This is a genomic window from Simiduia aestuariiviva (assembly GCF_014192475.1).
Classification (GTDB): Bacteria; Pseudomonadota; Gammaproteobacteria; order Pseudomonadales; family Cellvibrionaceae; genus Simiduia; species Simiduia aestuariiviva.
Genome location: NZ_JACHXZ010000001.1, coordinates 276326 through 291545 on the forward strand (window position 1 = coordinate 276326; position 15220 = coordinate 291545).

The window sequence follows — 15220 nt, forward strand, 5'->3', positions numbered from 1 at the left end:
GCTATTTTGAATGGCTATTTTGAATAGTTATTTCAAAAATCATTTCGAAATTTACTTGGCCAGTTCGCGCTCGCGATAAGCGCCGGGCGTGAGACCGGTCCAGCGTTTAAAGGCTTTGAAGAATACACTCGCTTCGGAGAATCCCATTTTTTCGGCAATGTCTTGCACGGGCAGGTCATCGCGCACCAGATAGTGAATGGCCAGCGCGCAGCGCACGGCGTCTTTAATTTCCTGAAAGCTATTGCCTTCTTCCTTCAAACGGCGCCGCAGTGTTTGGCTGGTGAGGTGCAGCTGTTCGGCAATTTGTTCCAAACCACACTGTTCGACACCCCCTTCATCACCGTCTACGGCACACTGCAGCAACTGGCGTACCTGCGCCGAGAGACTGGTGTCCCGTTGGTAGTGACTGAGTAGGCTCACGGGTGCTTGCGCTAAAAAATTGGCGAGTGTCTGCGAATTTTGGGCCACGCGTTCATTGAGAAAGCGAGTGGCAAAACAAATGCGATTCTGGGCTTGTGCGAAGTGCGGTGTGCAGCCAAAAATGTGGGCGCGCTCATCGGCCTGCGCGGGTGTCGGTGCGCTAAAGTCGATGCGCGAGACCAACAGTTTTTTATCGATCATCCAGCTCGACCAACGAATCAAGATCAAGGCTAATGTCTCGATAAAAAATAGATCGTCGAGTGCGGCCTTGCCCGTGTGGCTCAGTGTGATGCTGGCCTCGCGCTCGTTTTCTGTGAGCTGTAGCGTCAGATCATCTGACAGCAACTGAAAAAATTTAATGGCGCGCAACAGTGCGCGGCGCAAGTTGGGCGTGTCGATGGTGGCGTGGCACAGCATGGCGAAGGTGCCAGGCTTGAGCGGGCGCGCGCAGTAGCCGGCGGACTCGTCTTGAGTGGCGTGCCACACCGCGTGCATGAGTGCCACATAATCTTCCACCGGCATGCGCCAGTGATCGCTGTTCAGCTCGGCGTGAATGTCAGTGGGGAGCAGGGTGCTGGTGTCGACGCCCTCGGCCTCGGCACCGGCAATCAGGTGGCGCACATAGCAGGCGGCCACCGTTTGTGGGTGTGTGGACATCAATCGCCGATGGGGCGAGGTTTGTGCAGGGTGTCCACGCCGCTGGCGCGACCCAACAATAAAACATCGGCGGCGCGCTGGGCGAACAAGCCATTGGTCACCACGCCGACGATTTGGTTGATGGCCATTTCGGTGGCTTCGGGGTCGTGGATGCGCAGGTTGTGCACATCCAAAATCGCATTGCCATTGTCGGTGACGACGCCTTGGCGGTAGACGGGATCGCCGCCGAGTTTAACCAGCTCGCGGGCCACGTGTGAGCGCGCCATGGGGATGACTTCCACGGGCAGCGGAAAATTGCCCAGGGTCTCCACCCATTTGGATTCATCGGCGATGCAAATGAATTCGTCCGCTACGGCGGCGACGATTTTCTCGCGCGTCAGTGCAGCGCCGCCACCCTTGATGAGGTGCAATTGGGGATTGGCTTCGTCAGCGCCGTCGACGTAGACGCCAATGTGATCGACGGCATTGAGGTCATACACCGGGATGCCGTGCTGGCGCAATCGCTCGGCAGAGGCTTCAGAGCTGGCCACCGCGCCGTCAAAATGACCTTTGTACTCGGCTAAATAATCAATGAAATAGTTGGCGGTGGAGCCGGTGCCCACGCCCACAATGCTGTCAGATTCGAGTTTGGGTTGAATGTAGTCGACGGCCGCACGGGCCACAGCCTGCTTTAGCTGATCCTGATTCATAGAGGGCTCCCAATATTGATGGGGCGATTATACCGATCTTGGGGGGTGATGGGGCGGGAGAAATTGTTTACCATGCGCGATTGTGCCCGCATTTATTGCGTGGCTTTTCAAAAAAATGCCAATTATTTCCGGGAAGCTGTTGTCACCATGCCTGAGACCTATATCAAACGCATATTAAATGCGCGCATTTACGACGTGGCCGTCGAGACGCCGTTGGATAGCGCCCGTGCGTTGAGCGAGCGCTTGGGGCAGCGGGTGCTGCTCAAGCGCGAGGATCTGCAACCGGTATTCAGCTTTAAGATTCGCGGTGCCTACAACAAGTTATTGCAGCTCACTGAGGCCGAACGCGCCGCTGGGGTGGTGGCCGCCTCGGCCGGCAACCACGCGCAGGGGCTTGCACTCGGGGCGCAAAAGCTGGGCTTAAAAGCCACCATCGTGATGCCGCGCACCACGCCGGCCATCAAAGTGGACGCCGTGCGCGCCCGAGGCGCCAAGGTAGTATTGCATGGCGATGCCTTTGACGAGGCGTCGGCGTTTGCCCAAAAGTTGGTGCAGGAAAAGGGTATGACCTACGTGCCGCCCTACGACGATCCCGACGTAATTGCCGGGCAGGGCACCATCGGTTTAGAAATTCTGCGCCAGTGCACGGGGCCTATAGACGCCATCTTCTTGCCCGTGGGGGGCGGTGGTCTGTGTGCGGGTGTGGCTGCCTACATAAAATTTGTGCGCCCGGATATCAAAATCATTGCAGTAGAGCCCGAGGATGCCGCCTGCTTGAAGGCGGCCATGGCAAAAGGCAAGCCGGTGCAGTTGCCACAGGTGGGGCTGTTCGCCGATGGCGTGGCGGTGGCTCAAATTGGCACCGAGACCTTTAGGGTGCTGCATAAAACCGTGGATGCCTGCATGACGGTGAGCACCGATGAAATTTGTGCGGGCATCAAAGACATTTTTGAAGATACCCGCTCCATCGCCGAACCCGCTGGGGCGCTGGCGCTGGCGGGCCTTAAAAAGTACGTCAGCGAGCAGGGTGTGCAGGGGCAAACGCTGGTGGCGGTGGTGAGCGGGGCCAATATCAACTTTGATCGGTTGCGCTATATCTCAGAGCGCACAGAGATCGGCGAAAAGCGCGAGGCCATTCTGGCGGTCACGATTCCCGAGAAGCCCGGTGCCTACAAGCAGTTTTGCAAGGCCATCAATAAGCGCAACATTACCGAGTTCAATTATCGTTACGGCGACGACGCGGCCGCGCGCATTTTTGTGGGGGTGGCGGTGAGTGCCGACCCGCAAGATCGACTCGATCTGGTGGACGAGTTGCACCAACAGGGCTACGCCGTGGCCGATATGACCGACAACGAAATGGCCAAGCTGCATATTCGCCACATGGTGGGTGGCAAGGCACCGCAAGTTGAACATGAACGGGTCCTGCGCTTCGAGTTTCCAGAGCGACCGGGGGCGCTCTATAACTTTCTCACCAAGGTGGCGGGGCGTTGGAATATCACCTTGTTCCACTACCGCAACCACGGTGCCGCCTATGGTCGCGTGTTGGTGGGCATGGCGGTGCCACCGGCGGATTTTCAGGCTATGAAGGGTTTCCTGGACGAACTGGGCTATCCCTATTGGGATGAGACGCAAAATCCGGCATATACCTTTTTCTTGGGTTCTAACGGCTTTTAACAACAAATGAAGTGAGCGTTCGCTTACCTTGTGAGCCTTGTCACAGAATTTTAGTCTAGTGCTTTCGTATGATATTGCACGGGCGTAAGATAAAAATTCACAGATCAGAGGTTAAGGTCTTGGGGTTTTTAGTAGATTGCGGTATAAAGGCGACCGTACTTGTACTACAGGTACTGGAAGTAACTCGCAAAAATCACAATACAAGAAAGGTGATGTCATGAAGGTTGATGTATTGACCATCACTGCATTGGTTTTTGCCCTTGGGGTGTTGGTTACCGGTCTCACAAATAGCGATTTGTTTGAGCAAGAACCAGAGGTGCCTACTGCGTTAATGCAGGGTGTGGCAACTCGATAAGGATAGTCCTCTCCCGGCACAAGCTGGTGTGGTAGATGTAAAACGGAAGTAAAGGTTGTAACAACTAAGGCGTGCCCACGGGTGCGCCTTTGTTGTTTCTGGGTGGTTGTTCTGGGTAGTTGTTGCTGGGTGCCGCTGAGGGATTAACAGCGAAACCCAGACATCACTGACTGCAGATTTTTGGCTAGGGCATCCAATTCGCGGCTGGCCTCGGCGGCCTGGCCGATGCGGCTGGTGGTGTCTTTCGATTGCTGATCAATATCGCCAAGGTTGCCGTTGACTTCGTTGATCACCGCGCTCTGTTTTTCGGCAGAGGTGGCGATTTGCGTGGACATCTGCGCAATTTGGCCCACGGCAGCGGCGATGGCGGTCAGGGCTTCATTGGCCGCATTGGCGGATTCGACGGTCTCCATCGCGTTATTACTCGCACCCTGCATCGCGCTAACGGCATTGCCCACGCCATCTTGTAGCGCGCTCAGCATGGCTTGAATGTGCTGGGTGGAATCCTGCGTTTTGCTGGCGAGGGTGCGCACTTCGTCGGCCACTACCGCAAAGCCGCGGCCCTGCTCGCCTGCGCGTGCCGCTTCAATGGCGGCATTGAGCGCTAATAAATTCGTCTGCTCGGCAATGCCGCGAATGACATCCAGTACCGAGTTGGCTTCACTTGCCTGTTGCTGAACGTTGCTAATGAGCCCAGATGTGGCATCCACTTCCTTGGCCAACTGGGTGATTCGCGCCACGGTGTTACTGACCGTCGTATTGCCCTGTTTTGTGAGCTCGTTGGCCTTGCCCGCCTGATCGGCCGTCATGTTGGTGTTTTCGGCAATCTCGGCCACGGTGTTAGACAGTTCATCGACAGAGGCCACTACCGCCCGAATGGCGCGATTTTGGTTCGACATTCCCTTCAAGTTAACTTCGCCCAACTGCGTCATATCGGCCGCGGCGTTGAGCACTTTTTGGGCGTCGGATTTAGCCGCGCCGATGGCAGTTTGTAGCTTGTCCATAAAGCGATTAAAGCTGCGCGACAAACTGCCAAGCTCGTCTTGCGTATTCAGCAAGGTGCGACTGGTCAAGTCGCCTTCGCCCTCGGCGATGTTGGCCATGGACTGGTTAATCTGGATCAGTGGTTGGGTAAACAGTGGCGGTAAAAATAGCAGTATCAGCACGCCGAGAATGCCGCCGCCAATGAGCAGTAAGTTGGCGCGCAGCGCCGCCGCGGCATTGTCTGCTTCCGCCGCGGCAATAAACCGTGCGGCGCCCGCTTGATGGGCCTCACCGGCCTTGTCGAGCAACACCCGCAATTGTGCAAAATGCGTTTGGTTGGCGCCGAAACTTTGCTGCACTAATTCTGGGTCGTTGGCGTCAGTTAATGCGCGCGCCGCTAATGTTTTTTCCACACCGTCAATCCACTGCCGGTGCAGTTGTCGAATGCGCTCCGGAGATACCACGCCGGCGATTTCGGAAGACAAATTGGCGGCTTTAACCGAGCGCTCCAACGCTTGTTGTTGGTTTTCATCAAAGCTCGGGCGCAGATCGCGGTAGGCGCTGTGGCTTGCATCTAAAAAAATCAATCCACGCGCAGCAGTTTGGGCTTGGTACATATCTCGATCTGCTTGCAGTAGCAGATCCATGGCTTCGAGATAGACCTCACCCAACACTTTGCTGTTGTTGGCCAGCTTTGATTGGATGAGCAATCCATTGAGGCCCGTCAGCAGCAGCAGAACCAGAATAAATCCCACGGGAATGCTGATCTTCCAGCGAAATGACAGGTTGTGAAACCAGCCCATAAGGCGACCCCAAATATCCGTTAGTTGGAATACAGTGCTCGCAAAGTATAGGCAAGGAATTAGCGGACGATGGATTGGGTGCCAGATTCGGTGGCGATGGCGTGCAGAGGAATGTCCCAGCTCGCGCTGGCAAGGCATTCAACGCGCTGGCAACTGTGGGCGAGGCCGAGGCGGCGGCCCATGGGGTGCGGGCGATGGAGACTAGTGGCAAAGGTGCGATCGTAATAGCCGCCGCCCATGCCCAGGCGATTGCCGGCGTTGTCGAAGGCCACTAGCGGTAGCAGTACTAGATCCAAGAGCCAGTGCGGCCGAAAAGGCGCGCCCTGTGCGGGCTCGGCGATGCCGTAGCGATTGGTCACCAGCGCGCTATGGCCGTCTGTGCGGCGAAAGATCAGCTGTTGCTGGGGTGTGATTACCGGTAGATAGCAGGCCTTGCCCAGTGCCAGGCTCAAATTTAGCAGCGGGCGAGGGTCAATTTCCCCATCGTTGGGTAGATAAAAGGCGATGTGTTTGGCCTGGCGAAACCACAGGTGCTGACTTAAGTGGGTGGCCAAAGATTGTGCCGCACGCATTTGTTGCGCCGCGCTAAGTGCTCGCCTGCGGGCGCGCATTTGAGAGCGAAGCTGTTGGCGTTGCGCGACTTCGGACATGGTGACAATAAGCTTAGCGATAGGACCCCGAGAATGCCGTAGCCGGTTTGGCCTTGAACCCGATGGTTCAAGGTGGCGGAATCTGTGGTGAATCAGGCTTTCCGTCGCGCGGACATGCACACCAACACCAGCGAGACGCCGCCGGGTATCAATTTATCGGCTCGAGGACTTACCGGACAAACGAACACCTCAGGGAGGCACACAGTTTAACGCAAAGCGCCGGGGATAAAACAGGGGCTAGTCGATTTGTTCGAGGGTTTTGTCAATTCGATTGAGGAGCGGCGTCAGGTCGGGCATTGCCGCTGCTGCACCTTGGTGCTTGGCCTGGAGCAGTTCGTGGCTGAGGTTGAGGGCGGCCATCACGGCGATGCGCTCCAAGCCAATCACATGGCCGCCGCTGCGAATATCGCGCATGCGTTGGTCGAGCTGCTTGGCGGCATCTTGCAGTGCGTTGCGCTCTTCGGGCGGGCAGGCCACTTGGTATTCGCGGTCTAAAATGCGGACGAGCACGGCGTTGCTGGCGGGTTTACTCATGGTTTAGCCCTCGGATTCCATGCTTTTTAAGCGTTTGATCATGGCTTCGACGCGCGAGCGGGCCAGTTCATTTTTCTCTACCAGTCGCAGCTTTTCCTGCTGCCAGGTGGCCTCCCGGGCTTTTAGTCCGGCGTTTTCCCGATCCAAGCGCTGGCACAGCTCGATCAGCTGGTTGAGCTTGGCTTCTAAAAGGGCTAACTGTGGTTCGGCCATGGGCAACTCGTGCAATTGAGGCAGTGTATGTAGCGGTAACTATATGCATGCCGCTTTAAGGGGTCAATCATTGTTGAAGTTAATTCTAGCTAATGTGCTCTAGGTTGCCGTAATTAAAGCAGTTTTTACTATTTTTGACTAAGGGTGGCCATGGCGCTCAGGCGATTTGACCGGCGTTCGTGGTAGCATGTGCGGCTTCTGAGATTAGGATAGCCCCATGAGCCAAAGTAAGCCCGCCCTGCCCGCCTTCGACGATTTTGCCGACCTGCTGTTGCAGGCCAAGTCCCTGGCCAGCCCCACCGATTTACAGGGCGTGGTGTGCGGGCGCTTGAGTGCGGGCGCCGCGCTCGAGCAAAGTGCATGGCACGCGCTCGCCAAGCAGCTGATGGACGTGGAATCCCTCGATCCCTTGCTCGCGCAGGCGCTGGATGACCTGTTGGCCGCCACCGTTGAAGAGCTGCAGGGCGACGGGTTTAGTCTGGATTTGTTGCTGCCGAGCGACCACATCAGTTTGGATATGCGCGTAGAGTCCTTGGCCGGTTGGTGCAGTAGTTTTTTACACGGCTTTGGCACGGCGGGCTTAAAGGGCGATGCCAAGTTTTCTGCCGAGGCCGCCGAGGCGCTGCGCGATATCGCCTCGCTGGCGCAGGTGGAGGCGGACGACAGCTCCACTGAGCAAGAGGCTGAGGCGAACTATGTGGAGGTGGTGGAATACCTGCGCATGGCGGTGCTGACCTTGTATCTCGAATTTTCCCATAAAGCCAAACTTCACTAAGCGCACCCTATGACGATCGGCAAGGCGGAATTTGCGCGCAGGCGCCAAACCTTGATGGGCATGATGGAGCCCAACAGCATTGCCATTGTGCCCACCGCGAGCGTCAAGCTGCGCTCGCGCGATATCGATTTTCCGTTTCGTCCCGATAGCAACTTTTTTTACTTAAGTGGATTCAACGAGCCCGAGGCGGTGTTGGTGTTGTTGCCCGGTCGCACCCATGGCGAATTTGTCATGTTTTGTCGCGAGCGCAATGCCGATAAAGAAATCTGGGATGGCGTGCGCGCAGGCCCCGACGGTGTGCTCGACAGCCACGGCGCCGACGACGCCTTTCCAGTAGACGATATCGATGACATTTTACCCGGGCTTATTGAAGGCCGCGATCGGGTTTACTACGCCATGGGCAAAGACCCGCTGTTCGATAGGCGCGTGATGAATTGGGTCAATCGCATCCGCGAAAACGTCGGCATTGGCGCCATGCCGCCGGGCGAGTTTTTAGATTTAGATCACCTGTTGCACGACATGCGCCTGTATAAAAGTGCGGCCGAAATTCGTGCGCTGCAAAAGGCCTGTGATATTTCTGCGGCAGGACACCGGCGCGCAATGACCGCCTGCAAGCCGGGCATGATGGAATACGAACTCGAGGCGGAACTGCTGTACGAATTTACTCGACAGGGGGCGCGGCACCTGGCCTACCCAAGTATCGTCGGCGGTGGGCGCAATGCGTGCATTTTGCATTACATCGACAATAGCGCCAGTTTGCGGGCCGGCGATTTAGTGCTCATCGACGCCGGCTGCGAATGGGCCGGTTACGCCGCAGACATCACGCGCACTTTTCCCGTCAGTGGCGTGTTTAGCCCGGCGCAAAAACAATTGTACGAGCTGGTGCTGGATGTGCAGCTCGCTGCCATCGACGCGCTGCGCCCGGGCACCCATTGGAATCACGCGCACGAAGTGTCTGTGCAGGTGATGGTCGATGGGCTAGTGCGCTTGGGAATTTTGTCCGGTAAACCGGAAAAATTAATTGCCAGCGGCGCCTACAAAAATTACTACATGCACCGCATCGGCCACTGGCTGGGCATGGATGTGCACGACGTGGGCGACTATCGCGTGGGCGATCAATGGCGTGTGCTGGAGCCGGGCATGGTGCTCACCGTTGAGCCCGGTTTGTACATCCGTGAAGACGACGAGCGGGTGCCGAAAAAGTGGCGCGGCTTGGCCATCCGTATTGAAGACGATATCGTCATCACCCGCACCGGTTGTCAGGTGTTGAGCAGCGGGGTGCCAAAAACCTGTGCCGACATTGAACAATTAATGGCCGAGGCCCGCGCCCATGGCCCACAGCAACATCTTCTGTGACTCGCTTATGACTACTGCGCACTTTGACGTAGATGTGACCATCATTGGCGCCGGTATGGTGGGCGCCACCGCTGCGCTACTGTTGGCCAAGCAATTGCCCACCGCACGCATTCGCTTGCTGGAGCGCTTCGATTTATCGAGTGAGCGGCCCGCGCAGCCCAGTTTTGATCAGCGCGCCACGGCGGTGGCAGCGGGCAGTTTCGACGCCCTCGCCGCACTCAATTTAGAGCCTGCTTTGAATGATGCGAGCGGTGCCATTACTGAAGTGCAAGTGAGCGATCGCGGCCACTGGGGGCACGCCCACATTTGCGCCGCTGAACATGGCCTGACGCGTCTGGGGCGCGTAGTGCCCAATCAAGCGTTGGGTCGCGCCTTGATGGCGCAATTAAAAACTACGCCGCAGATCGAATTGCGCGCGCCAGAGACAGTGCAACAGGTGTGCGCAATGGCCGGCGGCTATCGCGTGCAGACGGCGTCGGACAGTTTTTTCACGCGCTTGTTAATTCTTGCCGATGGCGCCAGCGATACCTTGAAAAAACAGCTCGGCATCGCCAGTCGGCAAACGGATTATCATCAGCTCGCGGCCATTGCCAATGTGCAGGTCAGTGAGCCTCACGGGGGGCGTGCTTTTGAGCGCTTTACCGTCGACGGTCCCATGGCATTGTTGCCACTGGGCGATCCGCACCAACTCGCGATGGTGTGGACCTTGCCTCAATCAAAAGCGGCAACCGCTGAGTTGGCCGACGCCGATTTTTGTCGCGCAGCTCAGGCGCACTTTGGCGATCGACTCGGCAATTTTGTGGCCGTCGGAAAGCGCGATGTCTATCCCTTGGTGTTACACGAAGCCTGCGAACAGGTGCGCGCGCATTTAGTGTTGCTCGGCAATGCCGCGCATTTTTTACACCCGGTGGCGGGACAGGGCTTTAATTTATCGGTGCGCGATTTGGTGGCTTTGACGGATACGCTCGCGCAAGACGTGGCGGCGCACGGAATTGACCGGTTGGGAAATTTGCCATCGCTACTGCGTTATAGCGAGCTGCGCGCGCGCGATCAGCACCTCACTGTGCAATACAGTCACCAGTTGGTGGCGTGGTTTAGCAGCGACGATTGGTTTCGATATGTGCCAAGGCAAGTGGGGATCATGGCCTTGCAGGCAGTGCCTGCGTTGAAACAGCTGTTGGCGGAGCAATCCATGGGGCGCGGTTTGTGGTCGCGCACAACGGGATAACAAGGAAATGATGAAGACTTCGACAGACGCCGATATTGTCATTGTGGGCGCGGGTTTAGTGGGTGCGCTGCTCGGTTTACAGCTCGCGCGTCAATTGCCGCAATTGTCGCTTGTGGTATTGGAGGCGGCCGACGCGCCTACGCGCTTTGATGCTACCCGGGTTGATCCGCGCGTGGTGGCACTCACGGAAAATTCAGTGGCCATGTTGCGGGCGGTGGGGCTTTGGGATCGCGTCGCGGCCCAGCGCGTCAGCCCCTACACGCACATGACTGTATGGGATGGCGAGGGCACGGGGCGGATCGAATTTGATGGCGCCTTGGTTGATCGACCACAGCTGGGTTTTATCGTTGAAAATTCGCTGTTGGTAAGCGAGCTGCAGCAAGCGCTCAGCTATCAACCCAATGTGCAATTGCTCATGGGCGAGCAGGTGGCAGAGGTTCAGCTGCCGTCTGTGAATGGCGATGATCAGTTTGGCGCGGTGCAGGTGGGGCTCGCCAACGGTCGCCAGATGACGGCGGCGCTGGTGCTCGCCGCCGACGGTGGCAATTCCACGGTGCGAGCGTTGGCCGGCATGGCCGTGCGCGAATGGGATTACCAACAGCAGGGCATCGTGACCACCATCACCACCGAGCGCGCGCACGATCAAGTGGCGCGCCAGCGATTTATGAAAACCGGGCCCTTGGCATTATTGCCACTCACTACCGGCGCAACGCCGGGGCATCAGTGTTCCATCGTTTGGTCGGCGGACTGCGCACGGGCGGAGGCGATTATGGCGCTGGACGATGACGCATTTTGTCGTGCGTTGACCGATGCCGCTGAGGGTTGCCTAGGGCGGGTGACGGCGGCCGATCGACGTTTCAGTTTTCCGCTGTGGCAGCGCCACGCCGTGGATTATTGCGCGCCGGGTTTAGCGCTGGTAGGCGATGCGGCCCATACCATACATCCGCTTGCAGGCCAGGGCGTGAACATCGGGTTAAAGGATGTGGCGGCACTGGTAACGGAAATTGAGCGCGCATTAAGTCGCGATCTGCCATTGGGGTGCATGGCGACCTTGCGACGCTACCAGCGCGCACGCAAGGCGGACAACTTATTAACCATGGCCGGTATGGAAGGTTTTAAGCGGCTTTTCGGTGCGGATTCTCATTGGCTGCGCTGGCTGCGCAATGAAGGTTTGCGACAAGTGGATCGGCAGCCGCTGTTAAAGCGCGCGCTCATTCATCATGCAATGGGGGTGAAGGCGCCGTGAGAAACTGGTGGGTAATGCGTCGTTTTTGGATCATCGCCGCGCTCGCGTGCGCGATGATGGGGTGTGAGATCAACGCCGATATCGACTGCGATGACAACACCGAGTTGTCTCTAGTCTGGGGCGAAAAATTGTTGGCGCAACCGCTGTTTGCCGTGGTGTCTGAGGGTGCGGCAGAGCCCAAGAGCCTAGGTAGCTACAGTGTGCGTATTTACCAGCACAACGTCGATGCGGGTAAGCAGGATGTTTTTATCACCGGCGAAATACTCGCGCGCGACGGTTTTTTAAAATCTGTTGAGCTGGCCGATGTGGATGGCGATTTATTCGAGGAGCTCATTGTTGTATTTGAAAGCGCGGGCACAGGCAGCTACTTAACGGCTCATGCATGGCGCTTTTTGAAGGGTGAATTAAGTGTCGTGGCCCACGCGGAAAATCTGTCGCCCACTGCCGATGTCACGCAAGCGCTCAGCGCGCAAATCAAAACGTTAAATGCCTTGTCTCCAACCAGCGAGATGCCAAACCAATGAATCAATTAGCCGAACTCAGGATTGAGCGGGTGGATTATAGGAATCCACAGCAGGGCGAACACCTGTTGATGTTGCTCGACAACTACGCCCGCGATCCCATGGGCGGCGGTGAGCCGATATCCGATAGAGTGCGCCGCGATTTGTTGCCACTGTTAAAAGTCACGCCACAGGCGGTCAGTTTTATTGCCTACCTTGGTGCAGAGGCTGTGGGCTTACTCAATGCCTTTGAAACGGTATCGACCTTTGCCGCGCGCCCGCTTATTAATATCCACGATTTGGCCGTGCAGCCAAGCGTGCGCGGACAAGGTGTGGGGCGGCGCTTAATCGAAGCCTTGGCCGAGCACGCCAGAAGCCGCAACTGCTGTAAGCTCACTCTTGAAGTGCTAACGGGCAATCATTCGGCCATCGGGCTGTATGAGAATTTGGGCTTTGAAGGCTACGCGCTAGATCCGGCCATGGGCAGCGGCATTTTCATGCAGAAAAAACTTTAACGCGTAACGCGCAATTCAAACATCTCCCTCAATTTTCAGTGTACTTATCATGCAGCGAGTAGCCATAGATCGAGAGCCCGTAGAGCTCTACAAAATACTTAAGTTCGAAGGCTTGTGTGCCAGTGGTGCCGAGGCAAAAAATGCCGTGGCGGATGGGCTGGTGCAGGTCAATGGCGAGCAGGAACTGCGCAAGCGTCGCCAAATAGTGGGCGGGGATGTGATTGAGTTTAATGGTGACGTGTTGAGCATTGTGTTGGAAACCAGCGGTTGAAATTTACGGAGCGGTTTGGCCCTTGTAACAATGGCCATCGCCTCTTGAATGTTATTATCCTGCTTGCCTCAATCGGCGTCACTCGACAGAGGTATGGAGCTTTGGCCGTAGGTGTGGCTGAATTCGCTGGTTTAGAAGCTAATGTTCAATGAGGTTTTTGTTGGGTTGCGGTTAATCATCTGGGTGGAATGTAGCGTGAAAAACTTCACAAAGATTTCACAGGCGTGCCGCTATGGTTCTGAGTGAGTGCGTTAGCGGTGCTATTGAATGCCGTTTGACCTAGAGTGATCAGCAATGACAAAACCTGTGGTTTTATTTGTAGAAGACAATCTCACCTTGCGCCAACAGCTCGCCGAGTATTTCGAGCCGCTGGATTGGCGCTGCGATTTCGCCGATACCGGAGCGCTGGCGTTGCAATTGGGCGCGCGCAATCACTACGATGTGGTGGTGTTGGATTTGGGGTTGCCCGATTGTGACGGTGTGGAAATTTGCCGCGCGCTGAAATCAATGTCGGCCCGTGCCACACCTGTGTTAATGCTCACAGCGCGCGACAGTCTGCAGGACAAGACAGTGGGGTTTCACGCCGGCGCGGATGACTACCTCACCAAACCTTTTCTTCTGCCCGAATTAAAACTGCGCTGTGAAGCGCTGTGCCGCCGTCAAGCGCTGCACCAACAGGGCGAAATTGAAATTGGTGATTTGCTATTAAAAGTTCACGAACGGCGCGCGTATCGCGCTGGCTGTCTGTTAGAGTTGACGCAACTGGGTTTCAACATTTTGCTGACGCTGGCCAAAGCTCACCCGGCGGCAGTGACCCGATCGATCCTGACGCACGCGCTGTGGGGTGATGAGCCGCCGGCCAGTGATGCCCTACGCAGCCACATTTATGCGTTGCGCCAAGTCCTTGATAAACCTTTTGTCACACCCATGTTGACCACGGTAACTCAAGTTGGCTATCGGCTGGAGCGTGTAAACGATGGCTGATCGACCGTTGCACCGGACCATTTTTTTGTCGTTTGCTTCGATAATTACCGGCGTTTGCGTACTCTTCGCCGCACTGTCGTTGTTGCTGGCCTACATAGTGGAGGATGGCATTCTTGATGCCATGTTGACGCAGCAAGCGGCAGCGCTTGCCGGAGCGCCCGTGGTCGATGGCGACGTCTACCCAGTGGCGCTGGCCCCGGGTGTGCGGTGGATTCAAGCGGTCGAGCAAGCGCCCGCCTTGGTGCGCGAGCAGCTAGCCCTCAATCCAAACATTTCCGAAGTGCACACGCCAGATAGCAGTCACTACCACGTGCGGCGACTTGACGGACAGCGCGGCTGGTTGGTGGCGGAAGTCAGTGGGCTTTTAGTAGTCTCGCAGCTTTCCGGCGTGTGGTTTGCGGTGCTGAGTGTGTTTTGGATTTTGGCGTTAGCAGTAGCGCTTTGGCTTGCCTATCTGTCGGCGCGGCGCGCGACGCAACCACTGCGTGATATTCTACATGAGTATCAAACACAGCCCTTGCCAGATGCTCCGGGCGATAGCATTGCGACCGATCTCGCAAGCAATGAGCTGCACCAATTGGCCACCCAGCTATCCGACATCAATAGGGCCTACCGAGATGCGCTGGCCCGTGAGCAGGCGTTTACCCGCGATATAAGCCACGAGTTGCGTACACCTTTGACGGTATTGCAAAACCAGTTGGCACTGCTGGCGCAGTCGATGCAGGTAGGAAACAAACGTGGCGCGCCATTGGATGATTCATGTGGTGGGGGCGGCATCGAAGCGCCGCGCGATACAGTGGCCTGGGCGCGTATGCAAACAGCCGTGGGCGAGGCGGTGCACCTGTTGGATATGTTGCTGGCGCTGGCACGTCAGGAGTCGCTCCCTACACAACCACTTCCGGTATTAGCATTGGTTGAACAGGCCATCGTCGATGCGGCTGAGTATGCCCCGGGACTGTGCATCACTCTGGACTGCGCTAAAAACGCCGAAGCAGTGCGGGTTGATGCACACCAGCGGCCGGTGTTGTTGCTGTTCAAAAACCTTATTCAGAATGCCCAGCTGCACGGCAGCGATCAAGGGCTGCTTATCGAGTTGACGAATGCTGACATCAGCTTCAACAACGCGTGCCGTGCAACGGCTGCTAGCACTGGCAGTGGGATGCAACAGGGGCTGAGTTTATCTGCGCGTTTGGCCGAGGCCATGAATTGGAAGTTGCGCCACGAGGTGGCAGCCGATCGTTTTCTAGTGCGCGTCAACATCCGCTAAGCACAATCGTTCAACTAAATCTGAATTTTTCACTTCCGCTTCACGTTGCCCCGCTCATGCTGTGAGGGTTGATACAGTCTTTCCAACCGTGAAATGGAG

17 protein-coding genes and 1 other RNA gene are annotated in these 15220 nt (G+C 56.7%); 11 read left to right on the top strand and 7 right to left on the bottom strand.

The features are described 5' to 3' along the window. Positions 1–51 precede the first annotated feature (51 nt). The gene (locus tag FHS30_RS01330) at positions 52–1077 is read right to left on the bottom strand and encodes an AraC family transcriptional regulator (RefSeq protein WP_183907536.1); all 1026 of its coding nucleotides are present in this window, start codon (positions 1075–1077) and stop codon (positions 52–54) included. Beyond that, positions 1077–1766 (bottom strand): ribose-5-phosphate isomerase RpiA, encoded by a 690-nt coding sequence (rpiA, locus tag FHS30_RS01335; RefSeq protein ID WP_183907538.1) that lies wholly within the window; start codon positions 1764–1766, stop codon positions 1077–1079. The genes FHS30_RS01330 and rpiA overlap by 1 nt, the downstream gene beginning before the upstream one ends. A gap of 147 nt (positions 1767–1913) precedes the next feature. Here rpiA and ilvA point away from each other — a divergent pair, with 147 nt between their 5' ends. Beyond that, positions 1914–3440, top strand: coding sequence for a threonine ammonia-lyase, biosynthetic (ilvA, locus tag FHS30_RS01340; RefSeq protein ID WP_183907540.1), 1527 nt, complete (start codon positions 1914–1916; stop codon positions 3438–3440). Positions 3441–3657: 217 nt separating this feature from the next. Continuing rightward, the gene (locus tag FHS30_RS01345) at positions 3658–3795 is read left to right on the top strand and encodes a hypothetical protein (RefSeq protein ID WP_183907542.1); all 138 of its coding nucleotides are present in this window, start codon (positions 3658–3660) and stop codon (positions 3793–3795) included. 143 nt (positions 3796–3938) lie between these two features. Here FHS30_RS01345 and FHS30_RS01350 read toward each other — a convergent pair whose 3' ends face one another. From FHS30_RS01350 to FHS30_RS01370, 5 genes are all read right to left on the bottom strand, one after another. Further along, entirely contained in the window at positions 3939–5582 is a 1644-nt protein-coding gene (locus FHS30_RS01350) for a methyl-accepting chemotaxis protein (RefSeq protein WP_183907544.1), read from the bottom strand. A 59-nt stretch (positions 5583–5641) separates the two neighbouring features. Next, the gene (locus FHS30_RS01355; RefSeq protein WP_183907546.1) at positions 5642–6232 is read right to left on the bottom strand and encodes a 5-formyltetrahydrofolate cyclo-ligase; all 591 of its coding nucleotides are present in this window, start codon (positions 6230–6232) and stop codon (positions 5642–5644) included. 20 nt (positions 6233–6252) lie between these two features. Beyond that, positions 6253–6431: non-coding RNA, 6S RNA (ssrS, locus tag FHS30_RS01360), on the bottom strand. Positions 6432–6469: 38 nt separating this feature from the next. Further along, positions 6470–6766: a cell division protein ZapA gene (locus tag FHS30_RS01365; RefSeq protein ID WP_183907548.1), complete on the bottom strand. Its 297-nt coding sequence runs from the start codon at positions 6764–6766 to the stop codon at positions 6470–6472. A gap of 3 nt (positions 6767–6769) precedes the next feature. After that, positions 6770–6979 carry a TIGR02449 family protein gene (locus FHS30_RS01370; protein WP_183907550.1) on the bottom strand — a complete coding sequence of 70 codons (210 nt, stop codon included), beginning with the start codon at positions 6977–6979 and terminating at the stop codon, positions 6770–6772. 217 nt (positions 6980–7196) lie between these two features. On the opposite strand from FHS30_RS01370, the gene FHS30_RS01375 reads away from it, so the two are divergent. The 9 genes from FHS30_RS01375 to FHS30_RS01415 all read left to right on the top strand — a co-directional run bounded on the left by FHS30_RS01375 (position 7197) and on the right by FHS30_RS01415 (position 15121). Continuing rightward, positions 7197–7754 carry a UPF0149 family protein gene (locus FHS30_RS01375; RefSeq protein WP_183907552.1) on the top strand — a complete coding sequence of 186 codons (558 nt, stop codon included), beginning with the start codon at positions 7197–7199 and terminating at the stop codon, positions 7752–7754. 9 nt (positions 7755–7763) lie between these two features. Then, positions 7764–9110, top strand: a complete 1347-nt coding sequence (pepP, locus tag FHS30_RS01380; protein WP_183907554.1) for a Xaa-Pro aminopeptidase — start codon at positions 7764–7766, stop codon at positions 9108–9110. Between the two features lie 7 nt (positions 9111–9117). Further along, positions 9118–10338 (top strand): FAD-dependent monooxygenase, encoded by a 1221-nt coding sequence (locus tag FHS30_RS01385; RefSeq protein ID WP_183907556.1) that lies wholly within the window; start codon positions 9118–9120, stop codon positions 10336–10338. A gap of 7 nt (positions 10339–10345) precedes the next feature. After that, positions 10346–11584 (top strand): UbiH/UbiF/VisC/COQ6 family ubiquinone biosynthesis hydroxylase, encoded by a 1239-nt coding sequence (locus FHS30_RS01390; RefSeq protein ID WP_183907558.1) that lies wholly within the window; start codon positions 10346–10348, stop codon positions 11582–11584. Next, positions 11581–12108 (top strand): PliI family lysozyme inhibitor of I-type lysozyme, encoded by a 528-nt coding sequence (locus tag FHS30_RS01395; protein WP_183907560.1) that lies wholly within the window; start codon positions 11581–11583, stop codon positions 12106–12108. The genes FHS30_RS01390 and FHS30_RS01395 overlap by 4 nt, the downstream gene beginning before the upstream one ends. Next, positions 12105–12599 carry a GNAT family N-acetyltransferase gene (locus tag FHS30_RS01400; protein ID WP_183907562.1) on the top strand — a complete coding sequence of 165 codons (495 nt, stop codon included), beginning with the start codon at positions 12105–12107 and terminating at the stop codon, positions 12597–12599. Before FHS30_RS01395 ends, FHS30_RS01400 begins: the two co-directional genes overlap by 4 nt. Positions 12600–12648: 49 nt before the next feature. Then, a complete protein-coding gene (locus tag FHS30_RS01405; RefSeq protein WP_183907564.1) occupies positions 12649–12870 on the top strand; it encodes an RNA-binding S4 domain-containing protein in 222 nt (73 codons plus the stop codon). A 294-nt stretch (positions 12871–13164) separates the two neighbouring features. Beyond that, positions 13165–13854, top strand: coding sequence for a response regulator transcription factor (locus FHS30_RS01410; protein WP_183907566.1), 690 nt, complete (start codon positions 13165–13167; stop codon positions 13852–13854). After that, positions 13847–15121, top strand: coding sequence for a sensor histidine kinase (locus tag FHS30_RS01415; protein ID WP_183907568.1), 1275 nt, complete (start codon positions 13847–13849; stop codon positions 15119–15121). The genes FHS30_RS01410 and FHS30_RS01415 overlap by 8 nt, the downstream gene beginning before the upstream one ends. Positions 15122–15220: the final 99 nt, after the last annotated feature.